A 22,016-nucleotide genomic window follows, 5' to 3' on the forward strand; every position below is an offset into this window, starting at 1 on the left:
GGTCGTGTTGCGGGTCAGCGCCAGTAGAGGTCCGGCGCGACGGACTCGCGCTTGATCAGCCGGGCGTTGAGCATGTCCTTGTGACGCGCCTTGTCGATGGCGCCCTCGTGGTCCTGGCCCATGCCCAGCCAGCGCTGGATCAGGCGCGCTTCGAGCACCTCGTCGGTCACCTCGAGAAACAGCGTCATGTCGAACAGCGGACGCAGCTCGCGCCAGGGGTCGCGGTTGAGCAGCAGATAGTTGCCCTCGACGATGACGATGCGGTGCGCCAGGGTGATCAACCTCCCACCGGCCCGGGCCAGATCCAGCGGACGGTCGAACACCGGCACCGCCACGGTCCGGTCGGCGCGGCGAATGCGCTCCAGGTCATGCCTGAGGCCCTCGGGGTCGAAGGTCTCCGGGGCGCCCTTGATCGGCAACTGGCCCAGCGGCTCGAGAATGGCGTTGTCGAGGTGGTAACCGTCCATCGGTACCACCGCGGCAATGCCGGGCACCCGCTCGTTGAGCTCACGGCACAGCCACTCGGAGAGGAACGACTTGCCCGCCCCCGGCGGCCCGGCCAAGGCGACGATGAAGCGCTGCCGGTTCTCGGCAGCCTCCAATAAACGCACCGCCATATCGTGAATGTTGGGGTTCATTTTTTCAGCTCATCCAGTTACCGCCGTCCACATTGATTGTCTGAGCGACCACATACTCACTATCGTCGCTGGCCAGAAATACCGCCGCGCCGGCGTGATCCTCCGGTTTGCCCATGCGCCCATAGGGCACCGCCTCGCCGACCAGGCGCTTCTTCTCGCCCAGCGGGCGGCCCTCGTAGCGGGCGAACAGCGCGTCGACCTCGTCCCACATGGGCGTGTCGACCACGCCTGGCGCGATGCCGTTGACCCGAATGCCGTGCTTGATCAGGTCGAGCGCACAGGACTGGGTGAGACTGATCACCGCGGCCTTGGTAGCGCAGTAAGTGCTCACCAGCGCCTCACCGCGACGCCCCGCCTGGGAGGCCATGTTGATGATCGCCCCGCCCTGGCCGCGGCTCACCATCTGTTGCGCCACCGCCTGCAGGGTGAAGAACAGCCCCTTGGTATTGACGGCGAACTGGCGATCGAAGCTCGCCTCGCTCACCTCCAGTACCGGCGCCATATCGAACACCGCGGCGTTGTTGACCAGTATATCGATGGCACCGAGATGCTGGGTGACCGCCTGGACCACCGCCTGGATGGAGTCGCGGTCGCAGACATCCAGGCGCACGCCCATCACGCGCTCGGCGCCCAGCGGACGCAGGCCGGCCACCGCTTCCTCCACCGCCGTCACGTCGATATCGGCCACGGCGACCCGGGCCCCTTCGGCGAGATAGCGCTCGGCGATGGCCAGGCCGATGCCGCGTGCGCCGCCGGTGATCACCGCCACCTTATCCTGCAGTTTCATCTCGGGGTTTCCTCGTTGGTTTCATTCGTGGCCGCCTTTGCACCGGCACGTCGCCGTTCACGCCACAGCTGAATCAAGCTCTCAAGGCCATGCATGGCCGGCAGCACCCGCCACGCCCCGGCCTCCAGCAATCGTGCGACATGGCCCTCCTCGATGTGGCTGGCACCGGTGAAGCCGATCACTGTCATGCCGGCGGCGTGGGCCGCGGTGACCCCGGAAACGCTGTCTTCCACCACCAGACAATCGGCCGGCGCCCGCCCCATGCGGCGCGCCGCCAACAGGTAGAGGTCGGGTGCCGGCTTGGGCCGTTCGACCTCGTCGGCGGTGAACAGCGGCACCTCACCCAGCCGGGCATCGAGCCCGGTGACGGCCAGTGAAGCCAGCACCCGCCGACGCCGGCTGTTGGAGACGATGGCCAGCGGCAGCTCGATGCCGGCCAGCGTATCCGCCACGCCCTCGACGGCGCGTAGCTCCTTGGCCAGGCGTGCCTCGATGGCGCCGTCGATACGCTCCAGCGCGTCGGCGGGCAGGCGATGGACGCTCTGCCGCTCCAATCGCTCGAGAATCGCCCCGGTGGTCATGCCCAGCGCCTGGCGCAGGGCGACATCCTCGGGAATGTCCGGCAGCAGCTGGCCGAGCTGCTGCAACAGCGTCGCCTCGGCAATCACCTCGCTGTCCACCAGCACACCGTCGCAGTCGAAGATCAGCGTTTCCATGCCTGTCCCGTTCATAGACGACCCGCCGCGGCCGGAGCACGGTTGTCCTGGCGGTTGAGCCCGGCCAGAGGATGTCGAGCAAGGCTGGGCAGCGCCAATCCCTCGCTGTCGAACAGGTGCGCGCAGTCGCGCTCGAAGCCGAACCGCAGGCTGTCGCCGACCCGGCTGTCGACGTTGCCGTCGGCACTCACGGTGACCAGGGTGTTCTGCATGCGCACGTAGAGCGAGGTCACCCCGCCCAGGCGCTCGATCACCTCGATGCGCCCCGAGAGCGGGCCCTGCGGGTCGAGCTGCAGGTGCTCGGGGCGAATGCCCAGGGTCAGGGCGTCATCGTCGAGGCCGCTGCCGTCCACCGGCACCGTGCAGGTATCGCCATCGGGCAGGCGCACCTCGACGCCGGTAGCGGCGGCACTCACCCGCTCCACTTCCAGGAAGTTCATCTTCGGCGAGCCGATGAAACCGGCCACGAAGCGGTTGCGCGGGTGGTGGTAGAGCTCCATGGGCGAGCCCACCTGCTCGACCACGCCACCCTGCAGCACGACGATCTTGTCGGCCATGGTCATGGCCTCGATCTGGTCGTGGGTGACGTAGATCATGGTGGCGTCGAGCTCCTCGTGCAGGCGCGCCAGCTCGATGCGCATCTGCACCCGCAGCGCCGCGTCGAGGTTGGAGAGCGGCTCGTCGAACAGGAAGATGCTGGGGTTGCGCACGATGGCGCGGCCGATGGCCACCCGCTGGCGCTGCCCGCCGGAGAGCGCCTTGGGCTTGCGTTCGAGCAGCGGCTCGAGCTGCAGGATAGATGCCGCCTCGCGCACCTTGCGCCGACGCTCCTCCTTGGGCACCCCGGAGAGCTTCAGGCTGAAGCCCATGTTGTCCTCGACGGTCATGTGCGGGTAGAGCGCGTAGCTCTGGAACACCATCGCCAGGCCGCGCTCGGCGGGGCCGACCTCGTTCATGCGTACGCCGTCGATCAGGATGTCGCCGCTGGTGGCGCTCTCGAGACCGGCGATCATGCGCAAGAGAGTCGACTTGCCGCAGCCGGAGGGGCCGACGAAGACCACGAACTCGCGGTCGTTGACCTCCAGATCGACGCCCTTGATCACCTCGGTGTCGTCGAAGCGCTTGACGATGTCATGCAGTTGTAGCGTTGCCATGGGGAAACCTCGTTACTTGACGGCGCCGAAGGTGAGGCCGCGGACCATCTGCTTCTGGGTCAGCCAACCGAAGATCAGGATCGGCGCAATGGCCATGGTCGAGGCGGCCGAGAGCTTGGCCCAGAACAGCCCCTCGGGGCTCGAGAACGATGCGATGTAGGCGGTGAGCGGAGCGGCGTTGGACGAGGTCAGGTTGAGGCTCCAGAACGCCTCGTTCCAGCTCAGGATCACCGACAGCAGCCCGGTGGAGGCGATGCCGGGCAGGGTCAGCGGCAGCAGCAGGTAGACCACTTCCTGGAAGGTGCTCGCCCCGTCCATGCGCCCCGCCTCGAGAATGTCCCGCGGCAGATCCTTGAAGAAGGTGTAGAGCATCCACACCACGATCGGCAGGTTCATCAGGGTGTAGACGATGATCAGCCCGGAGCGGGTGTCGAGCAGGCCCAGGTCGCGGAAGATCAGGTAGATCGGCACCAGTACCCCCACCGGCGGCAGCATCTTGGTGGAGAGCATCCACAGCAGCGTAGCCTTGGTGCGCCGGGTGGGCAGGAAGGCCATGGCATAGGCGGCGGGAATGGCTATCAGCAGCGCCAGCAGGGTCGAGCCGAAGGCCACCACCACGCTGTTCATGGCGAACTTGAAGTAGTCGGCCCGGGCCTGCACGGCGACGTAGCTCTCCAGCGTCGGGGTGAAGATCAGGCTGGGGTCGGCGATGGCCTCGGCCTCGGTCTTGAACCCGGTCAGCACCATCCACAGGATGGGGAAGAAGATGATCAGCGCAATGCCCCAGCCCAGCAGCGTGAGCCATACCCGCCGCATTCCGGCGCTTGGCATCAGCGGCGTATGGCGGGCCCGCGCTCCGCTGGACGTGGCGGCCAGATGGCCATCGGCCGGCAGCACCTTGGTCTTGAGTGTGGTCATGAGCGGCTCCTCGCCTCAGCTTTCCAGGTTCCTGGCCACCAGCCGGACCAGGAAGATGGCGACGATGTTGGCCAGGATGATGGCGACCACCCCGCCCGCGGAGGCCAGACCGACGTCGAAGTCGAGCAGCGCCTGCATGTAGATCAGGAAGGCCAGGTTGGTGGTGGCGAGCCCCGGGCCACCCGAGGTGGTGACGTAGATCTCGGCGAAGATCGTCAGCAGGAAGATCATCTGGATCATGATCACCACGCTGATGGCGCGCTTGAGGTGCGGCAGGGTGATGTAGAAGAACACCGCGATGGGCCCTGCCCCGTCCATACGTGCCGCCTCGACCTGATCCTCGTCCAGCGACTGCATGGCGGTGAGCAGGATCAGCAGCGCGAACGGCAGCCACTGCCAGGCCACGATGATGATGATCGAGGTCATCGGCAACGCCGAGAACCAGTCCACCGCCGGCAGCCCGAACACCCCGGCGAGCCACGCCAGCACCCCGTTGCTCGGGTGCATCATCATGTTCTTCCACACCAGCGCACTGACCGTGGGCATGACGAAGAACGGCGAGATGGCCAGCACCCGGGCGATGCCGCGACCGGGAAACTCCTGCTGGAACAGCACCGCCAGCAGCACGCCGCCGACCACGGTGATGGTCAGTACCGAGCCCACCAGCACCAGGGTGTTGCCCATGGCGCGCCACAGCGCCGGATCGGTGAACAGGAACTCGTAGTTCTCGAGGCCGGCGAAGCCGACCATCTCCGGCATCAGCAGGTTGTAGCGCTGCAGCGAGAACCACACGGTCATGCCCAGCGGCACCAGCATCCACAGCAGCAGCAGCGTGACCGCAGGCGCCTGCAGCGACAGCGAGCGCAATCCGCCGACGGTACGCCCGGAGGCGCGTGTCTTGCTCATAGCTTCACCACGAAAGGTCGCGAGGTTGGCCGCCGGGCACTACCCCGACGGCAGACGAGTGGCGCGGCTCAGTAGCCGGCGCGCTGCATGGTACGCGCGGTGGCACGCTGGGCGTTCTGCAGCGCCTGCTCGACGCCGGTATCGCCGGTCAGCGCCGCGGCGATGGTCTGGCCCACCTGAGTACCGATCGACTGGAACTCGGGAATGCCGACGAACTGCACGCCGACATAGGGGCTCGGCTCCAGCGTCGAGTCGGTGGGATCGGCGCTGTTGATGGCATCGAGCACGAAGCCGGCGAAGGGTGCCTCACGCTGGTAGTTCTCGTTGGCGTAGGTGGACTCACGGGTACCCGGCGGCACGCTGGTCCAGCCCTGGGTCTCTCCGACCAGTTCGATGTACTCCTGCGAGGTGGCCCAGGTCAGGAAGGTCTGAGCGGCCTCCTGCTTCTCCGAAGAGGCGGGGATGGCCAGCGCCCAGGACCACAGCCAGTGCGCGCCCTTGGGCGTCTCGGCCACCGGCGCCGGAGCGAAGCCGAGGCGATCGGCAACCTGGGATTCTGCCGGGTTGTAGAGCTTGCCTGCCGCCGAGGTGGCGTCGACCCACATGGCGCAGTTGCCGCGGGAGAACAGCGCCAGGTTCTCGTTGAAACCGTTGGAGCTGGCCCCCGGCGGGCCGTAGTTGCCGAGCAGATCGACGTAGAAGCCGATGGCCTCCTGCCAGGCCGGCGAGTCGAGTTCGGGATTCCACTCCTCGTCGAACCAGCGCCCGCCGAAGGTGTTCACCAGGGTGGAGACGAAGGCCATGTTCTCGCCCCAGCCCGGCTTGCCACGCAGGCAGATACCGGCCAGCTGATTGGCGGGGTCGTGGAGTTCGGCCGCCCATTCGCGCACCTCTTCCCAGCTCGGCTGCTCGGGCATCTCGATGCCGGCTTCCTCGAACAGGTCGGTGCGGTAGTAGAGCATCGAGCTCTCGGCGTAGAACGGCAGCGCATAAAGGGAGCCATTATGGGAGAGGCCGTCGCGCACCGGCTTGAGCAGGTCCTCCTCCTGATACGCCTCGGGCAGGTCGTCGAGAGCGACCAGCCAGCCGCGCTCGGCCCAGATAGGCGCCTCGTAGGTACCGATGGTCATGACGTCGAACTGGCCGCCGTCGGTGGCGATGTCGGTGGTCAGGCGCTGACGCAGCACGTTCTCCTCCAGCACCACCCAGTTGACCCGAATGCCGGGATGCGCCTCCTCGAAGGCACTGGTCAGGCTCTGCATGATCACCATGTCGTTGTTGTTGACCGTGGCCACGGTGATGGTCTCGGCCTGGGCGGCAGTAGCGAAGGCGGCTGCCAGGCCGGCCAGGGGAAAGGCGTAGGCGAACTTCATGTCGGGCTCCTGTGTGCTTGGCGTCCCCGCTGGGGGCATTGTTGTTGGGTGCCGGGAATTGTTGTTGGGTGCCGGGAATTGTTGTTGGGTGCCGGGAGTCGCTGTTTTGATCATTTAATCATATGACGATCAAATGATCGGACAGCAAGCAGCAAAAGGCAAAGGCAAGGCCCTTAGACTTTAGGTTAAGCCAGGTCGAATCGGGTCAGGAAAGCCCTTCGCTTTCGAGGATGAAGCGTGCGGCACTCTCGTCGGTGATGAGCCCCTTGAGCCAGCCGCCGCGCAGCGCAGCGAGAATCGCCGGCCCCTTGTCGCGGCCACCGGCCAGCGCCACCAGGGTCTGATGGCGGAACATCTCCAGCGGCAGACTGGTGACGCGGCGAGTGATCGAGCATTCGATGACGGCGCCGTTGCGGTCGAGCGGCCAGCCGAGCAGCTCGCCCACGGCGTTGCGGCTGAGCAGTTCGTCGAGCTCGGCCTCGCTGATGAAGTGGTCCTGGAACAGGGTGGCCTGGCGGTCGATGCGGCCCACGCCGATGTAGGCCGCCTCGGCCTCCTTGGCGACCTCGACGATGGCCTGGAACAGGCGCTGGCCGAGCATCGCCTCCTTCTCCTCCACCGAACCGGCCACCACCGGCGCCGGCAGCAGGAAGCGCTCGCCGCCGGTCTTGTCGGCCAGCACCATCACCCCGTCGTAGCGGTTGGCGGAGCCGTCGCGGGCGACGTTGCCCACCAGCGAGACGAAGCGGTGCTGGGGACGCTCGATGCGGCTGAGCGCCTCCACCGTGGCGCGCACCGAGCGGCCCGTACCCAGCGACAGGGTCAGCGGTTCGGAGCGCTCGATCAACCTCGCCAGGCGCTCTGCCCCGGCCACCGCCAGGTAGTGGGCGCTGCTCTCGGGAGCTTCCGGGTCGGCCGGCACCACATCGCAGAACTCGAGCCCGAAGCGCTTGAGGATGGCATCCGACATCACCATGCAGTTGGCCAGCGGGTGGTCGATGTGCACCTTGACCAGCCCCTCCTGGCGCGCCAGGGCCAGCAGCCGCTGCACGCCGGGGCGCGACACCCCCAGTTGGCTGGCGATCTCGTCCTGGGTGCGCCCGCCCACGTAGGAGAGCCACGCCGCACGGGCCGCCTGGTCCAGCTTCAGCTCGAACTTGTCCACGTTACCCACCCCTCATCGATTGCCCATCAGGCCGAACCCCAATCATGCAAAGCCCCTCAAGCGAAGCCTCGTCATGCAGAACCAAAGTAGCGTTCGCGATCCTCGGCGGTGATGTCGCTGATGTGCAGCGGGTAGTGACCGTCGTCGCGGTCGGCATAGAAATGGCGCAGGGTGCGCTCGATGGTGGGGAAGGCCAGCTCGTCCCAGGGGATCTCGTGCTCTTCGAACAGGGCCACTTCGAGACTCTCCGGGCCGGCGGAAAAGCCGCCCGTGAGCTCGGCGCGGAAGATCATGTAGACCTGGTTGATGTGCGGCAGGTTGATCAGGGTGTAGAGTCCATGAATGTCGACCTCGGCACAGGCCTCTTCCCAGGTTTCGCGGGCCGCCGCCTGCACGGTGGTCTCGGCGTTCTCCATGAAGCCCGCCGGCAGGGTCCAGAAGCCCTTGCGCGGCGAGATGGCGCGGCGACAGAGCAGGATGCGCGAGCCGCTCACCGGCAGCGTGCCGGCCACGATGCGCGGGTTCTGGTAGTGGATCGAACCGCAGGCATCGCACAGATACCTGGGCCGATCGTCTCCTGCCGGAATCGCGAAACGCACGGTTTGGCCACAGTGGCTGCAGAAGTTCATGAGTCTCCCTGGCAGGCTTGACGTCGGCAAAGGCCCCCGGGTAGAAGGAATCAAACCCGACGGAAACCCCATGTTAGAGAAACTTCGCAAGCGCCTGCAAGCGCACGAGCCCCGCCATCTGCGCCTCGACATGCCGCGTGCCGCGGTACTCATGCCGATCGTCGAGCGCCCCGAACCGACGCTGCTGTTCACCCGCCGTGCAGGGCATCTCAATACGCACAGCGGCCAGGTGGCGTTTCCCGGCGGCAAGCGCGAGGAGGCCGACCGCGACCTGCTGTTCACCGCGCTGCGCGAATCCCACGAGGAGATCGCCCTGCCGCCGGAGCGGGTCGAGCTGCTCGGCCGCCTGTCGGACGTGATTTCACTGCACGGTATTCTGGTCACGCCCTATGTGGGGCTGATTCCGCCGGACCTGCCGCTCACGCCCGACCCCGCCGAGCTGGACGCCATCTTCGAGGTGCCGCTCGAGCTGTTCCTCGAGGACCGCCGTCACCATACCGACGTGATTCCGGTCAACGGACGCCCCCACTACGTGCCCAGCTACCACACCCAGGGCCAGGTGATCTGGGGGCTCTCGGCCATGATGCTGGTGGAGCTGCTGGCGGAGGGCTTCGAGCGTCCCATCAGCCTGTTCGATGAGCCGCCGCAGGGTCGGCTATGCTATTTTCCCGAACGTCTGCTGCGCAGTCCGGATACCGCTACGCGCCGCTCCTGATCCTGCTGCCCGCCTTCCTGGAGGTTCGTCGCATTCATGTCGCTGCTCACCCGCCCGGCCTTTGCGGCCAATGCCCTGCCTCAGTTGGTCGATGCTCTGGTCGAACAGGGCTGGTTCGTCGGCGAGGGATTTCTCGACGCCGAGCTGTGCCAGGCGCTGCATCGGGAGCTGATGGAAATGGCCGAGCGCGACGCCCTGGCTGCCGCCGGCATCGGCCGCGGCGACGAGCACCAGCTGCGTCGCGACATCCGCGGCGACGCCATCCGCTGGCTCGACCGTGAGAGCCTGGCCCAGCGCCGCTACCTCGAAGCCATGGGCGAGCTGCAGCGCGAACTGAATCAGGCGCTGTTCCTGGGGCTGTTCGAATACGAGGCGCACTTTGCCCACTACCCGCCCGGGGCCTTCTACAAGAAGCATCTGGACAGCTTTCGCGGACGCGCCAACCGGGTGGTCTCCACGGTGGGCTACCTCAACCCCGCCTGGCCGGCGGACGGCGGCGGGGAGATGGCGATCTTCGCCGCCGACGAACCGGAACGCGAAGTGGCCCGGGTACGCCCGGAAGCCGGCAACTTCGCCTGCTTTCTCGCCGAGACCGTGCCCCACGAGGTGCTGCCCACCCGCCTGCCGCGAGCCAGCATCGCCGGCTGGTTCCGGCGCAACGCCTCGCTGGGCGGCCTGGTGGACCCGGCGCGCTGATGGCCGACGAACGCAAGGCGCTGCGCGCCCGGCTGGCCGAACTCGAGGCGCGCAAGGCCGCTCTCGAAGCGAGAGTCGCCGAGCTCGACGAGGAGAAGCGCCACTATCGCTGGCTGGCGGAGAGCACCACCGACCTGATCTCGCGCCACGCCCGCGACGGCACCTTCCTCTACGCCTCGCAGGCCGCCCGCGACCTGCTCGGCTACGAGCCCGAGGAGCTGATCGGCGTCTCGGCCTACGACCTGTTCCACCCATCCGACCTCGCCGATCTGCTCAACAAGTCGCCGCGGGTCTACTACCACGACGGCTTCTATCAGCAGACCTACCGCTTCCGCGCCAAGGACGGACACTACGTCTGGTTCGAGACCACCAGCCGCACCCGCCGCGACCCGGCCACCGGCGAGCTGATCGACGTGCTCTGCGTCTCCCGCGACGTGGGCCGGCGCATTCGCGCCGAGGCCAATCGCGAGCGCCTGGCCCGGGTGGTGGAATCGACCACCGACTACGTGCTGTTCTGCGACGGCGAAGAGCGGCTGTTCTACTCCAACGAGGCGGCGCGACGCTTGCTGGGCTTGCCGCGCGAAGGGCTCGATGCCCGGCTCGAGCGAGCCTATACCCCGAGCTCGCTTGCCATCCTGCGAGAGATCGTGCTGCCCGCCGTGGCCCGCTACGGCTCCTGGAGCGGCGAGCTGGAGATGCCGGGCCCCAAGGGGCCGGTGCCGGTGCTCAGCGTGGTGCTGGCCCACCGCGGCCCCGGCGCCGAGCCCGACCACCTCTCGCTGCTCAATCGCGACATCGGCCTGCGCAAGGCCGCCGAGGCCCAGGCGCGACGCCATCAGGAACAGATCGCCCACGCCAACCGGCTGGCCACCACCGGAGAGCTCGCCTCCAACATCGCCCATGAGCTGAACCAGCCGCTGGGGGCCATTGCCAATTACGTCAGCGGCGCGCTGCTGCAACTGCATGCCGATCCGAATCGCCCGGCCAGCGACCTCGCGCTGCCCCTCGAGCGGATCGACACCCAGGTGCAGCGACTGGCGCAGCGGCTGCGCCACATTCGCACCTTCGTGCGCAAGGGGCAGACCCGCCCGCGCCCGGTGGTGCTGTTCGAGGTGGTGGATGCCGCCTGCCGGCTGTGCGAGTGGCAGTACCAGCAGGCCGGAGTGAGCCTGACCCATGACCTGCCGGAAACGCTGCCTCGCGTGATGGCCGACCCCATCGCCCTGGAGCAGGTGCTGGTCAATCTGCTGCTCAACGCGCTGGAAGCGAGCCGCGAACGGCCTGCCGCCGTGCGGGTCGAGATCCGCGCACGACGCAGCGGCCGGCGTGAGGTGACCTTCAGCGTCCGCGACCAGGGTCCCGGCGTTACCGACGACGACGCTCAGGCCATCTTCGCACCGTTCCACTCCAGCCGTCCGGAGGGCCTCGGCATGGGCCTTGCCATCAGCCGCTCGCTGATGGAAGCCATGGGCGGCAGCCTGGCACTGACCGACGGTTCCGAGGGCGCCACCTTTACCGGTACACTGCTGGCCGAACCAAGCCCCATCCACCGCAGCAAGCCGCCCCGGAGCCAGCCGTGACCGAGCCTACTCGTGCCCCCCGTATCGCCGTGGTCGACGACGACGAGGCACTGCGCGACTCGCTGGCCTGGCTGCTCGACTCCGTAGGCCTGGCCACGCGCGCCTTTGCCGACGGCGAGGCGTTTCTCGCCGCCGACCCGGCAAGCTTCGATGCGGTACTGCTCGACGTACGCATGCCCGGTCTCTCCGGCCTGCAGGTACAGCAGCGCCTGCTGGAGCGTGGCGACAGCGCCCCGGTGATCTTCATGACCGGCCACGGCGACGTGCCCATGGCGGTGGCCGCCCTCAAGGCCGGCGCCTTCGACTTCATCGAGAAACCCTTCAACCAGCAGCAGCTGATCGACGCCGTGCAGCAGGCGCTCGCCGAGTATCGGCGCCAGCGCGCCGTGAGCGAGCGCATCGACACCCTGCGCGCGCGCTACGACGCCCTGCGCCCCAAGGAGCGCCAAATCCTGGTGCTGGTGGCCGAGGGCCTGACCAGCCGTGAGATCGCCGAGCGCCTCGACGTCAGCGCCAAGACGGTGGAGATCTACCGCCTGCGAGGCATGAAGGCGCTGGGTGCCGGCAACCTGGCCGAGCTGGTGCGCTTCTGCGTGGCGCTGGGGCTGGTGGAGCCCTTGCCGAAGTAAGAACGGCCGCCTCCGAAGAGAGCGGCCGTCCGGCTTCTTGCAGGAAGCGCACCCAATCTCAGTCGATGGTCTCGAGAGAGACGATTTCGTAGTCGGTCTCGCCGGTTTGACGCAGTACGAAGATGATCTGGTCTTCCGTATTCACCAGCTCGGCCAGCGCCGGATCTGCCAGCGCCAGCTCCATGGTCATGGCTGGCCAGCGAAGCTCGGCGATAGGTTCATGTGCTACCAGCACACTGCTGCCATCCTGCGCTATCGACCGTACGATCCCGACACCTTCCGCCGTGCGCATTTCCTGATGTTCATGACCAGTCTGGGCACCATGAGCCGCGTGCTTGCCATGTCCATGATCACTGCTCGCCACTGCCGGAGCTGCCATAATGAGTCCCATCACGACCACCAACTGAAGCATACTGTTTTTCATATCAAAGGTTTCCTTCGGTTTTGGAGTTGCTGAGCGCAGCCTCGGATGAGACGGACTCGGGGAAGTGTCGTCGCTGCCATAGCCAATAAAGAACGGGAATGAGCAGCAGCGATACCAGGGGGGCAGAAATCATGCCGCCGACCACGGGCGTGGCAATACGCTGCATGGCCTCGGATCCTGGGCCGGAATCCAGCAGCAGCGGACTCAGACCCAGCACCACCGTGAGCGAGGTCATGGCCTTGGGACGTACCCGCATGACCGCGCCGTCGATGATCGCTTCACGCAGTTCACCTCGGGTACGGGGCCGCCGCTGCTCCACTGCCCCGCGGACATACATCAGCATCACCACGGCGAACTCTGCTGCCAGGCCTATCAACAGGATGAAACCCGCCGCCACGGCCACCGAGACGTCATAGGTGAGCCAGTAGAGCAGCCACACGCCACCGACGGCGGCGAATGGCAGCGAACCCATGAGCATGAAAGTCTCGGCAGCGTTACGGAAGCATAGGTATAGCAGCAGGAAGATCAGCACGATGGTCACCGGGACCACCCACTGCAGGCGCTCCTTGGCCCGTTCCATGTACTCGTACTGGCCTGACCAGGTCACCGAGTACCCGGCAGGCAACGTGACCTGTTCCATCACCCGTTGCCGCGCCTCGGCCACATAGGAGCCGATATCGCGCCCGCGGATGTCGACCACCACCCAGCCGTTGAGACGTGCGTTCTCGGTACGAATCATGGCCGGTCCGTCCACGATGTCCACCTGTGCCAGCGCCTGCAGGGGAAGGTAGGCCCCCGCCGAGGTGATCACCGGTAGATCCCGCAGACTCTCCAGCGAGTCGCGCCAGTCCTGGGGATAGCGCAGGTTGATGGGGTAGCGCTCCAGCCCCTCGACGGTTTCGCTTACATTCATCCCCCCGACGGCGGTTTGAATGATGGCCTGAAGGTCGCTGACATTGACGCCATGGCGCGCGGCGGCTCGCCGGTCGATATCCACTTCGACGTAACGCCCGGCGGCGGTGCGATCGGCATACGCCGACGCTGTACCCGGCACATCTTGGAGCACGCGTTCGATCTCCCGCCCAACACGCTCGATCTCTGCCAGGTCGGATCCAGCCACCTTGATGCCCACCGGCGAGCGGATGCCGGTCGAGAGCATGTCGATGCGCGTCTTGATCGGCGGCACCCAGACATTGGCCACCCCCGGGAAACTGACTGCCTCATCGAGTTCGCGAATGATATCGGCCTTGGTCATGCCATCGCGCCACTGGTCGCGTGGCTTGAAGCGAATGACGGTTTCCAGCATGCCGATGGGGGCCGGGTCGGTGGCCGTATCGGCCCGCCCTGCCTTGCCAAAGACCCCTTCCACTTCCGGCACCGACATGATCAACCGGTTGGTTTGCTGCACGAATTCACGCACCTTGCCAATCGAGGCGCCAGGTTCCAGCGACGGCATATACATGAGATCGCCTTCGTCGAGCTGAGGCATGAACTCGCTGCCAAGCTTGCTGGCCGGGTAGGCCACGCTGGCGGCAACCAACACTGCTGCTGCAATGGTTGCCCAAGGGTAGCGCAGCAGGGCATCGAGCCCGGGGCGGTAGATGGCGATCAACATGCGGCTCAGCGGATGGGCAGACTCAGGGCGTATACGCCCGCGCACCAGATAGCCCATGAGCACCGGGACCAGGGTGATACCCAGCCCGGCCGCCGCTGCCATGGCATAGGTACCGGTAAAGGCCAAGGGCTGGAACATGCGGCCTTCTTGCCCTTGGAGAGTGAAGAGCGGCAGAAAGCTGACCACGATGATCAACAGCGCAAAGAAGATCGGCCGCCCTGTTTCCTTGGCCGCCTCCGCCACGGTATGCCAGCGATCCTCCCCTGGCGGCGCCTTTTCCAGTCGCTTGTGCAGGTTCTCCACCATGACGATGGCGGCATCCACCATGGCGCCGATGGTCACGGCAATGCCGCCCAGCGACATGATGTTGGCGTTGATGCCCTTGGCCTGCATGATCATCAGTGCCGCCAGGATGCCGATCGGCAGTGCAACGATCGCCACCAGAGCAGAGCGGAAATGGAGCAGAAAGACGACACAGACCAGCGCAATGATGAGGAATTCCTGCAACAGCTTGACCGTCAGGTTGTCCACCGACTCCTGAATCAGTACTGAGCGGTCGTAAGTCTCCACGATTTCGACGCCTTCCGGCAGGCTCGGCCGCAGCTCTTCGAGGCGGGCCTTGACACGCTCGATGGTGGCAAGCGCATTCTCGCCATGACGCATGACTACCAGGGCTCCCACAGCCTCGCCCTCGCCATCCAGCTCAGCGATGCCGCGGCGGGCAGCGGGGCCGATGCGGATCTCGGCCACATCTTCGAGCAGTACTGGAGTACCGTCACCGCCAAGGCCAACCGGCACCAGGCGAAGCTCCTCGATGCCGGTCAGATAGCCACGGGAGCGAACCATGTATTCCGCTTCACCCATCTCGATAACCGAACCGCCCGCCTCCCGGTTGGCGCCCTCGATGGCCGAACGGATGCCGGCAAGTGTCAGGCCATAAGCGCGCGCCCGATGCGGATCGAGCACCACCTGGTACTGCTTGACCATGCCGCCTAGCGTAGCGACCTCGGAAACGCCTACCACGGACTGCAATTCGAACTTCAGAAACCAGTCTTGCAGTGAGCGCAGGTCCGCCAGATCGAGCTTACCGCTGCGGTCCACCAAGGCGTACTGATAGACCCAGCCCACCCCGGTAGCATCTGGGCCCAGCGCCGGCGTGGCGCCAGCCGGCAGGCGGGGTGCCACCTGGCTCAGGTATTCCAGCACGCGAGAGCGTGCCCAGTAGGGGTCGGTGCCATCCTCGAACAGCACGTAGACGTAGGAATCACCGAACATGGAGAAACCTCGCACATCCCGCGCCTGGGGCACGGCCAGCATGGCCGTCGACAGCGGGTAGGTGACCTGATCCTCTACCACCTGAGGTGCCTGGCCGGGATAGCTGGTGTGCACGATCACCTGGACGTCGGAGAGGTCGGGGATGGCATCCAGCGGCATTTGCCTGGCTGTGAAGAGCCCCCAGACGACGAAAATAGCCGTCACCAAGAGCACCAGCAGGCGATTATGCAACGACCACGTGATGATCCTTTCGATCATGAAACGACTCCTCAGTGGTCGTGAGCCAGCGGCTCGATAGCGGTGATTTCGAAGACGAACTCCTCGCGCTCACGCATGCGGAAGCGCATCGGCATGTCGTCGTGCAGCCCATCGAGCTCGAGCCCATCAGCCATGGCAAAGTCCATGACCATTGCCGGCCAGCCCAATAGCGGGATCGGTTCATGGTCGACGTTCAACATGCGGGCGTCGCGATCGATACCAAGCAGACGACCATCGGCCCAGATGTCGTCGTCGGCGCTCTCCTCCTCGGCTTCGGTCATGCGCGCCAGCTCAGCGCTGGCTGCCGCTTCGGAGTCGAGCAGGAAGTGGCCGGAGAGAACCACGCGCTCTCCTTCCTTGAGGCCTTCGATGATCTCCAGGTCGCCGTTGGCACGACGCCCTACCTGAACTTCACGCGCCTGGAAACGCCCTTCACCCAGCGCCAGGATGACGCGGTCCTGCCTGCCGGTACGGATCACGGCCTCGGCCGGCAGGTACAGGACGCCCTGCAGCGGTCGAGTGGTCAGTTGGACATCGGCATACATTCCCGGCTTGAGTCGCTCACCGGGATTGTCGAAGGCCAGGCGAACCTGAACGGTTCGCGTCGGGCTGTTCAGGCTCGGATAGATATAGTCGATCTTGCCCTCGAGACGCTCGCCCGGGCGGAATGGCAGCTTCACATGGGCGGCGTCACCTCGAGCCACGGCATCCACCTGATGCTCGAACAGGTCGGCAATCACCCATACCTGCGAGAGGTCGGCAATGGTCATCACCTCGGTGCCCGGTGTGACATACATGCCTTCACGCACGTTCAGCGACTCCACTACCCCACTCTGCCCCGCCCGTACGGAGATCAGTCGGCGCGGCTGGCCGGCCCGTTCGATCTCGGCAATTTCGGCGGCACTAATCCCCAGCGCCCTGAGGCGCTCCCGTGCCGGAGCTGGGCTACCACCACGCCGCATGACATGCAGCAGCTCTTCCTGGGCATTGACCAGTTCCGGCGAATAAAGGCGGAACAAGAGCTGCCCCTCCTCTACCCGCTCGCCGGTGGTTCTTACGCTGAGATCCTCTATCCAGCCTTGGGTACGCAGGTGAATATGGCTGAGTCTCGATTCGTCGTAGTCGACGAAGCCGACTGTCTCGACCAGGCGCGCCAGATCGCCACGAGCCACCGAGCCGATACGTACGTTCATGTTCTGCTGAACGACAGGGCTGATGCTCACGGTGCCGGGCGTCGCGTCGCCATCACCCGCGTAGATTGGAATGAAATCCATGCCCATCTCATCCTTACGCGGTTCAGGAGAGGTCACGGAAGGGTTATGGGGATGCCGGTAGTAGAGGACCTGCCTCTCACCATTGGCCGCGCCCGCCGCTTGCGCGACATGGGCATGTGAATCCGGCCAATAGATCACCGCGGCGGCGCCTGCCGCCGCCCCTGCCCCCAGCAGGACGATAACAGCCAATGCCTTCATGCGTTTTCTCCCAACAGATAGAGCAGATCCACCTGCTCGAGGCGGCGCTGGGTGCCGATACGCACGGCCTCGATGCGTGTTTCCAGTTCGGTCAGGCGGGCGCGCACGAGCGAATTGAAATCCGTCGTACGGTTGCGATACCCATGCTCGGCGGCTTCGGCGTTCTCCCTGGCCTGGGGCAGCAGAAGCTGCTGATAACGGCGTTCACGCTCGCTCAGCAGCTGCCATCTGGCTTGGCTCTCTCCCAGTTGGCGCTGCAACTCGCGGGCCTGTTCATCCCAGGCATACTGGGCGGCTTCACGTCGATGCACGCTGGCCGATAGGTCGCGATCCTGGCGCTGACGAGTGAAAAGCGGCAGGTCGACCATGACCATCGCCGACATGCGATCCGGCATGCCCATGCCCCGTTGCGTCGGCGTACCGTAGGTCAGCTCGACCGACCACTGCGGTTTGTATCCTTGACGAGCCAGTTCCACGCCATGGTTGCCGGCATCGATAACGGCCTGCTCGGCATCCAGCAGTGGATGCGCCAGCAAGGTTCCCGCGGGCTCGGCCAGCTCGGGAAGGTCGAGAGACAAGGGGCGCGAGAGGGCTTCATGACCCACCCAGCGCGCTAGCTGAGCCTGTGCTACTGCCTCCTGCGCCTGGACATTCAACATGCGGTCATGCAATCGGCTCAGCTCCAGCTCGGCGCGCAGCAGATCCTGCTGGTCGGCAAAGCCGGAAGCGAACTCGCGCTCAGTGATTTCACGCAGGTCTTCGAACAAGGGCTGGCTCTGCTCCAGCACGCCGAGGATGGCGCGCTGCTCGGCAAGCGCCAGGTAAGAGCGCCGTACGGCGCGCACTGCAGCCAGTTCTGCATTGCTGCTTCGCGCCGCTTCCGCCTGGGCCATGGCCGATTCCCGCTCGCTGGCCAACCGACGGCTGTCACCTCGAGGGAAGGTCTGGCGCACGCCCACACGGAGCTGGGTCATGGAATCGTCATCGATGGAAATACCATCTCTTGCAACATCCATGACCTCCATGATCAGCATGGGGTCAGGGAGCTGTCTGACTGAGATGGCGGCCTCGCGGCGAGCCTCCGCCAGCTCTCGATAACGCAGCGTGGCTGGGTCGTCGATTAGAGCAAGTCGTTCCGCTTCACTGAGCGATAACACTTGCTCTGAAAGTGCCGAGAGAGGTAATAGAAATGCTGTGCTCAGCAACACTGCGAGCATCGTTGGTAATCGAAATGCCATGAGCCACCCTCCACGCTCGCCAGAGTGCTGCTAAAAAACGGCACCCCTTTATATTCTTTATAAATAATCAACCAAACCGTCTGACATCACTTACCAAACTGGCCGGCTCAAGCCGGCCAGTTTTATCTCCAAGGTATGGAAGTGTGTTATTGGAAAGCGACGTGCAAGCTGTAGCGATGAGCATCCCAACCATCGCCACCCGGTGCCGAACTTCCTGACACTACCAGGCGATACTGACCCGCCTGCAAAGCTTCGCGAATTTCGAAGTCTCCACCTGAAGAACGGACTTCCTTCACGGTGTTACCCTGAGCATCGATCAGTTGAGCACTCATGGGAAGCATGGAATGAGCCCCCGGGAGATGGCTGCTGGCAATTCTGACCGTTGTAGCCTGGTCCAAGTCGAGCTGGTAAGTATGCGGCTGCCCTGTATTAATGATCGAGCTGGACGTGCTACCTTCTTGCAGCACATTCCCGTTTGATGCCGCAGTGCCGAAACTGGCAAATGCAGGAACGGAAAACATACTGAGAACGGCAGTAGCAAAAGCAATCTTCTTGATCATGACACACCTCTTTTTCCAATGAAATTTCCTGTTAACAACTTGCAAACGCCAGGACTGTCAATTTCAACTTCGGGCGTGATAGAGTAACCACTCAGCCTACTCATCCCCCTTGTTGCTTGTTCATGTAGGCATAGTACGATGCAGTAGCGGACAGGAAACTGACTCGAAAATGACATTTTTGTCATTTTCGATCGGAGCAGGTTGACGGAGGCTTTGTGAAGATATTGATCGTTGAAGATGAGCCAAAAACCGGTGACTACCTGGCTCAAGGCCTTAGAGAAGCCGGTTTCGTCGTCGACCTCGCCCGCGATGGGCTGGATGGCCTGCACCTGGCCCAGAACGAAGCATATGATCTGTTGCTTCTAGACGTCATGCTGCCCGGGATGGATGGCTGGACCATCCTGCAGATGGTGCGCCGCGCAGGGCAGGACGTACCCGTGCTGTTTCTGACGGCACGAGACGAAGTGGACGACCGAGTGCGGGGGCTCGAGCTCGGCGCAGACGACTACTTGGTCAAACCATTTGCCTTCTCCGAACTACTGGCGCGGATTCGCTCCCTGCTCAGGCGCGGCAAGGCACGTGAGCCGGAAGTGTTCCGCGCTGCCGATCTGGAACTCGACCTGCTGCGACGGCGTGTGACTCGAGCCGGCGAACGTATCGACCTCACCGCCAAGGAGTTTGCCCTGCTAGAGCTCCTGATTCGCCGCCAGGGAGAGGTTCTGCCACGTTCACTGATAGCCTCGCAGGTGTGGGACATGAACTTCGATAGCGATACCAACGTCATCGACGTAGCCGTCAGACGGCTACGCGCCAAGGTCGATGGTCCCTTCCCCGAGAAGTTGATCCGGACCGTACGCGGCATGGGTTATGTGCTGGAGCCGGGAAATAGCTAATGAGCCTTTACCCACGTTCCTTGACGGCCCGCCTGGCCACACTCTACTCCTTGCTGGTGGCAATCCTGCTGCTGCTGCTTGGCCTGTGGCTCGAGTACCTGATTCGGGATCACTTCGACGAAATCGACCATATGGAGTTGACAGCAAAGCTGAACATGATCGAGAACCTGCTTGATCGAGTCGATAGCCCTGCCGCGCTGAATACACTGCCCAGATATCTCGACGACCTATTGACGAGCCATGCCACACTCTCCGTTTCCATCCGCGATGAAGCGGGACAAATACTCTACGCCTACCAACCGGACTTTCTCGAGCCAGTAAAGAATGGAGAGGTCAGCTCACCCAGCGCTCGCTGGAGCGTTGCCGGCCACGAATTCATTGGCCATGAAGTTCAGCAGCTCCTTCCTCTTGCACAGCCCATACCGGTACGCGTCCTGCTGGGCCTGGATATCACCCATCATGCCCACTTTCTCCAGGACATTCGACGTTATCTTTGGACGGGCATTGCACTTGCCGCCCTGCTGACGGCATTGCTCGGCTGGCTGGTCGCACGTCAAGGTCTGGCCCCCCTCAAGCGGATCACGGCAACGGCCAAGCGGCTTTCAGCTGAGCGCCTGGGTGAGCGCCTCGACCTGCAAGCCACCCCACCGGAAATGCTCGAACTGGCCAATGCGTTCAATGGCATGCTGAACAGGCTCGAGGCCGACTTTCAGCGCCTCAGCGAGTTCTCAGCGGATATCGCCCATGAACTGCGTACCCCGGTGTCCAACCTGCTTACCGAAACCCAGGTTGCCCTGTCACGACCACGTAGCACAGGGGAATACCAGGACACACTGCACTCCAACCTGGAGGAGTTGGAAAGGCTGGCGCGAATGATCGCCGACATGTTGTTCCTGGCCAAGGCCGATCATGGTCTGCTGCCCAATCCCGCCGAGCCGGTGCATCTGGAGCGGGAAGTAGACGCTTTGCTGGAATTCTACGAGGCTCTTGCCGAGGAGAAGCAGGTTACGATGCAGCTCAGTGGCGCCGCCACAGTTACCGGCGACCACCTGATGCTACGCCGTGCGATTGCCAATCTGGTGTCCAATGCAGTGCGGCACACCTCCCCTGGCGGCATGATCGAGATCACGATTACCCAAGCTAAGGAGATGGCACGTCTGAGTGTCAGCAATCCTGGTGAGACCATTCCCACCGATCAGTTAGCCAAACTGTTCGAGCGCTTCCACCGCGCCGACAACATCCGCAGCCATCATGGCGAGGGAGCAGGACTGGGGCTCGCCATCACACGGTCCATCGTCAAGGCTCATGGTGGAGATGTTGCGGTCAGTTCGCAGAATGGCATTACGAGCTTCTGCCTCTCCCTGCCCCTCTCCGGCAGGCAAAGTACATCATACCATCGTGGCGCCGGCGCTGATGGCGAGTGACAGGCAGAAATCCGTTGCCGGCTCATTTGCGATCAATTTGTTGTAGATAGCGCTCTCCGAGCATCTGGCGGCGTGCCAACCACACGATTATCGGCGGTAGCACGAGCCACTGCAGCAGAGGTGTCAGCCCGGTGCCCACAAGAGGCAGTGTCGGCATCCGCTCGGCGTACTGCCAACGCTGCTGAAGCTCAGTGGCATGCCACTCGAGACCGACTGTAATCACGATACCAGTGGCAATGAAGGCGAAGATCGCTCGCGCATCGGGCCGGAGCAGCCAAGAGCGCTGGCGCCGAAACATCGCTACGACCCAGAAAGCCACCAGGGCAATAAGCACATCGCCCATGGTTGCCCGGGTGCAAAAGATGACCGCATCCCAGTGAGCCATCTCAGGCATTGCGACGAAGTAGGGAACTTGCAGGAATTCCCACGGATAGTTCAACAGAAACGCAAATAGCGCCACGTTGAACTCCGGGATGGCCAATAGCCGGCTAGACCTGCTGTATCCGGCTCGTGCTCCCGCCATTATCAGGGCTCCAGAACAGAGAGAAGGCGATGCTGGGCAACAGCTTGAGACAGTGTTTCACGCCATTCGAAGCCAGGCAACCGCTGCCTGTCAAGCGACATCAGAAAGTGACCCCCTGGCGACAGTGAAATCTGACCCCCTTACCCTCTGACGACCTGCTCGTGATGATGAATGGAATCGGGCTTGATCAGCCCGGCCTTGCGCTTGGCTCGCAGTCGGTAACTGTCACCGCGGATGGTGATGACGTGACTGTGATGCAGCAGTCGGTCGAGGATGGCGGTGGCCACCACGGCATCACCGAACACCTCGCCCCACTCGCTGACCGCCCGGTTGCTGGTGACCAACAGGCTGCCGCGTTCGTAGCGCCGGGTGACCAGTTGGAAGAACAGGTTGGCCGCACCCGGCTCCAGCGGTAGGTAGCCCAGCTC

22 protein-coding genes are annotated in these 22,016 nt (G+C 64.3%); 6 read left to right on the plus strand and 16 right to left on the minus strand.

Going from position 1 to position 22,016, the window contains the following annotated elements; translation table 11 throughout:
• Positions 1-14 precede the first annotated feature (14 nt).
• The 9 genes from C4S71_RS18190 to C4S71_RS18230 all read right to left on the minus strand — a co-directional run bounded on the left by C4S71_RS18190 (position 15) and on the right by C4S71_RS18230 (position 8,286).
• On the minus strand, positions 15-638 hold the full coding sequence (locus C4S71_RS18190; protein WP_086511127.1) for a nucleoside triphosphate hydrolase: 624 nt from the start codon (positions 636-638) through the stop codon (positions 15-17).
• Positions 639-642: 4 nt separating this feature from the next.
• The gene (locus tag C4S71_RS18195) at positions 643-1,425 is read right to left on the minus strand and encodes an L-iditol 2-dehydrogenase (protein ID WP_103970121.1); all 783 of its coding nucleotides are present in this window, start codon (positions 1,423-1,425) and stop codon (positions 643-645) included.
• Positions 1,422-2,141, minus strand: coding sequence for an HAD family hydrolase (locus C4S71_RS18200; protein ID WP_103970122.1), 720 nt, complete (start codon positions 2,139-2,141; stop codon positions 1,422-1,424). Before C4S71_RS18200 ends, C4S71_RS18195 begins: the two co-directional genes overlap by 4 nt.
• Before the next feature lie 11 nt (positions 2,142-2,152).
• Positions 2,153-3,295, minus strand: a complete 1,143-nt coding sequence (locus C4S71_RS18205) for an ABC transporter ATP-binding protein (RefSeq protein ID WP_103970123.1) — start codon at positions 3,293-3,295, stop codon at positions 2,153-2,155.
• A gap of 12 nt (positions 3,296-3,307) precedes the next feature.
• Positions 3,308-4,213, minus strand: coding sequence for a carbohydrate ABC transporter permease (locus C4S71_RS18210; RefSeq protein ID WP_422666859.1), 906 nt, complete (start codon positions 4,211-4,213; stop codon positions 3,308-3,310).
• A gap of 15 nt (positions 4,214-4,228) precedes the next feature.
• Complete coding sequence (locus C4S71_RS18215; RefSeq protein WP_086511130.1) at positions 4,229-5,119, minus strand: carbohydrate ABC transporter permease; 891 nt, start codon at positions 5,117-5,119, stop codon at positions 4,229-4,231.
• A 68-nt stretch (positions 5,120-5,187) separates the two neighbouring features.
• Positions 5,188-6,492 carry an ABC transporter substrate-binding protein gene (locus C4S71_RS18220; RefSeq protein ID WP_103970124.1) on the minus strand — a complete coding sequence of 435 codons (1,305 nt, stop codon included), beginning with the start codon at positions 6,490-6,492 and terminating at the stop codon, positions 5,188-5,190.
• Between the two features lie 205 nt (positions 6,493-6,697).
• On the minus strand, positions 6,698-7,657 hold the full coding sequence (locus C4S71_RS18225) for a sugar-binding transcriptional regulator (protein ID WP_086511132.1): 960 nt from the start codon (positions 7,655-7,657) through the stop codon (positions 6,698-6,700).
• 71 nt (positions 7,658-7,728) lie between these two features.
• Entirely contained in the window at positions 7,729-8,286 is a 558-nt protein-coding gene (locus tag C4S71_RS18230; protein WP_086511133.1) for an NUDIX hydrolase, read from the minus strand.
• A 70-nt stretch (positions 8,287-8,356) separates the two neighbouring features.
• Here C4S71_RS18230 and C4S71_RS18235 point away from each other — a divergent pair, with 70 nt between their 5' ends.
• The 4 genes from C4S71_RS18235 to C4S71_RS18250 are packed head-to-tail and all read left to right on the plus strand — an operon-like array spanning position 8,357 to position 11,906.
• Positions 8,357-9,001 carry a CoA pyrophosphatase gene (locus C4S71_RS18235; protein WP_103970125.1) on the plus strand — a complete coding sequence of 215 codons (645 nt, stop codon included), beginning with the start codon at positions 8,357-8,359 and terminating at the stop codon, positions 8,999-9,001.
• A 36-nt stretch (positions 9,002-9,037) separates the two neighbouring features.
• Complete coding sequence (locus C4S71_RS18240; RefSeq protein ID WP_103970126.1) at positions 9,038-9,697, plus strand: 2OG-Fe(II) oxygenase; 660 nt, start codon at positions 9,038-9,040, stop codon at positions 9,695-9,697.
• Positions 9,697-11,277, plus strand: a complete 1,581-nt coding sequence (locus tag C4S71_RS18245; RefSeq protein WP_103970127.1) for a PAS domain-containing sensor histidine kinase — start codon at positions 9,697-9,699, stop codon at positions 11,275-11,277. The genes C4S71_RS18240 and C4S71_RS18245 overlap by 1 nt, the downstream gene beginning before the upstream one ends.
• The gene (locus C4S71_RS18250) at positions 11,274-11,906 is read left to right on the plus strand and encodes a response regulator transcription factor (RefSeq protein WP_086511136.1); all 633 of its coding nucleotides are present in this window, start codon (positions 11,274-11,276) and stop codon (positions 11,904-11,906) included. The genes C4S71_RS18245 and C4S71_RS18250 overlap by 4 nt, the downstream gene beginning before the upstream one ends.
• A 58-nt stretch (positions 11,907-11,964) precedes the next feature.
• On the opposite strand, the gene C4S71_RS18255 is transcribed toward C4S71_RS18250, so the two are convergent.
• The 5 genes from C4S71_RS18255 to C4S71_RS18275 form a co-directional block, all read right to left on the minus strand.
• Positions 11,965-12,330 (minus strand): copper-binding protein, encoded by a 366-nt coding sequence (locus C4S71_RS18255; RefSeq protein WP_086511137.1) that lies wholly within the window; start codon positions 12,328-12,330, stop codon positions 11,965-11,967.
• A 1-nt stretch (position 12,331) separates the two neighbouring features.
• Entirely contained in the window at positions 12,332-15,478 is a 3,147-nt protein-coding gene (locus C4S71_RS18260) for an efflux RND transporter permease subunit (RefSeq protein ID WP_103970128.1), read from the minus strand.
• A gap of 11 nt (positions 15,479-15,489) precedes the next feature.
• Positions 15,490-16,950, minus strand: a complete 1,461-nt coding sequence (locus C4S71_RS18265) for an efflux RND transporter periplasmic adaptor subunit (protein WP_086511139.1) — start codon at positions 16,948-16,950, stop codon at positions 15,490-15,492.
• Positions 16,947-18,188, minus strand: a complete 1,242-nt coding sequence (locus C4S71_RS18270) for a TolC family protein (protein WP_103970129.1) — start codon at positions 18,186-18,188, stop codon at positions 16,947-16,949. The genes C4S71_RS18265 and C4S71_RS18270 overlap by 4 nt, the downstream gene beginning before the upstream one ends.
• Before the next feature lie 146 nt (positions 18,189-18,334).
• Positions 18,335-18,748 carry a hypothetical protein gene (locus C4S71_RS18275; RefSeq protein WP_103970130.1) on the minus strand — a complete coding sequence of 138 codons (414 nt, stop codon included), beginning with the start codon at positions 18,746-18,748 and terminating at the stop codon, positions 18,335-18,337.
• Between the two features lie 215 nt (positions 18,749-18,963).
• Between C4S71_RS18275 and C4S71_RS18280 the strand changes: the two genes are divergently transcribed.
• Both C4S71_RS18280 and C4S71_RS18285 read left to right on the plus strand, forming a co-directional pair.
• Positions 18,964-19,641 carry a heavy metal response regulator transcription factor gene (locus tag C4S71_RS18280; protein ID WP_086511142.1) on the plus strand — a complete coding sequence of 226 codons (678 nt, stop codon included), beginning with the start codon at positions 18,964-18,966 and terminating at the stop codon, positions 19,639-19,641.
• Entirely contained in the window at positions 19,641-21,065 is a 1,425-nt protein-coding gene (locus C4S71_RS18285) for a heavy metal sensor histidine kinase (protein WP_103970131.1), read from the plus strand. Before C4S71_RS18280 ends, C4S71_RS18285 begins: the two co-directional genes overlap by 1 nt.
• 22 nt (positions 21,066-21,087) lie before the next feature.
• Here C4S71_RS18285 and C4S71_RS18290 read toward each other — a convergent pair whose 3' ends face one another.
• Together C4S71_RS18290 and C4S71_RS18295 are read right to left on the minus strand one after the other, a co-directional pair.
• Complete coding sequence (locus tag C4S71_RS18290; RefSeq protein WP_200825324.1) at positions 21,088-21,525, minus strand: hypothetical protein; 438 nt, start codon at positions 21,523-21,525, stop codon at positions 21,088-21,090.
• 203 nt (positions 21,526-21,728) lie between these two features.
• A partial coding sequence (locus C4S71_RS18295; RefSeq protein WP_160113412.1) for an ATP-binding protein occupies positions 21,729-22,016 on the minus strand: 288 nt, incomplete at its 5' end.

Source organism: Billgrantia desiderata (assembly GCF_900108215.1).
In the GTDB taxonomy this organism is placed as follows: Bacteria; Pseudomonadota; Gammaproteobacteria; order Pseudomonadales; family Halomonadaceae; genus Halomonas; species Halomonas desiderata.

Bases quoted from the DNA above. Each gene is read 5' to 3' on its own strand.
- C4S71_RS18190 (WP_086511127.1), bottom strand. From the start codon at position 638: ATGAACCCCAACATTCACGATATGGCGGTGCGTTTATTGGAGGCTGCC.
- C4S71_RS18195 (WP_103970121.1), bottom strand. From the start codon at position 1,425: ATGAAACTGCAGGATAAGGTGGCGGTGATCACCGGCGGCGCACGCGGC.
- C4S71_RS18200 (WP_103970122.1), bottom strand. From the start codon at position 2,141: ATGGAAACGCTGATCTTCGACTGCGACGGTGTGCTGGTGGACAGCGAG.
- C4S71_RS18205 (WP_103970123.1), bottom strand. From the start codon at position 3,295: ATGGCAACGCTACAACTGCATGACATCGTCAAGCGCTTCGACGACACC.
- C4S71_RS18210 (WP_422666859.1), bottom strand. From the start codon at position 4,213: ATGACCACACTCAAGACCAAGGTGCTGCCGGCCGATGGCCATCTGGCC.
- C4S71_RS18215 (WP_086511130.1), bottom strand. From the start codon at position 5,119: ATGAGCAAGACACGCGCCTCCGGGCGTACCGTCGGCGGATTGCGCTCG.
- C4S71_RS18220 (WP_103970124.1), bottom strand. From the start codon at position 6,492: ATGAAGTTCGCCTACGCCTTTCCCCTGGCCGGCCTGGCAGCCGCCTTC.
- C4S71_RS18230 (WP_086511133.1), bottom strand. From the start codon at position 8,286: ATGAACTTCTGCAGCCACTGTGGCCAAACCGTGCGTTTCGCGATTCCG.
- C4S71_RS18235 (WP_103970125.1), top strand. From the start codon at position 8,357: ATGTTAGAGAAACTTCGCAAGCGCCTGCAAGCGCACGAGCCCCGCCAT.
- C4S71_RS18240 (WP_103970126.1), top strand. From the start codon at position 9,038: ATGTCGCTGCTCACCCGCCCGGCCTTTGCGGCCAATGCCCTGCCTCAG.
- C4S71_RS18245 (WP_103970127.1), top strand. From the start codon at position 9,697: ATGGCCGACGAACGCAAGGCGCTGCGCGCCCGGCTGGCCGAACTCGAG.
- C4S71_RS18255 (WP_086511137.1), bottom strand. From the start codon at position 12,330: ATGAAAAACAGTATGCTTCAGTTGGTGGTCGTGATGGGACTCATTATG.
- C4S71_RS18260 (WP_103970128.1), bottom strand. From the start codon at position 15,478: ATGATCGAAAGGATCATCACGTGGTCGTTGCATAATCGCCTGCTGGTG.
- C4S71_RS18265 (WP_086511139.1), bottom strand. From the start codon at position 16,950: ATGAAGGCATTGGCTGTTATCGTCCTGCTGGGGGCAGGGGCGGCGGCA.
- C4S71_RS18270 (WP_103970129.1), bottom strand. From the start codon at position 18,188: ATGGCATTTCGATTACCAACGATGCTCGCAGTGTTGCTGAGCACAGCA.
- C4S71_RS18275 (WP_103970130.1), bottom strand. From the start codon at position 18,748: ATGATCAAGAAGATTGCTTTTGCTACTGCCGTTCTCAGTATGTTTTCC.
- C4S71_RS18285 (WP_103970131.1), top strand. From the start codon at position 19,641: ATGAGCCTTTACCCACGTTCCTTGACGGCCCGCCTGGCCACACTCTAC.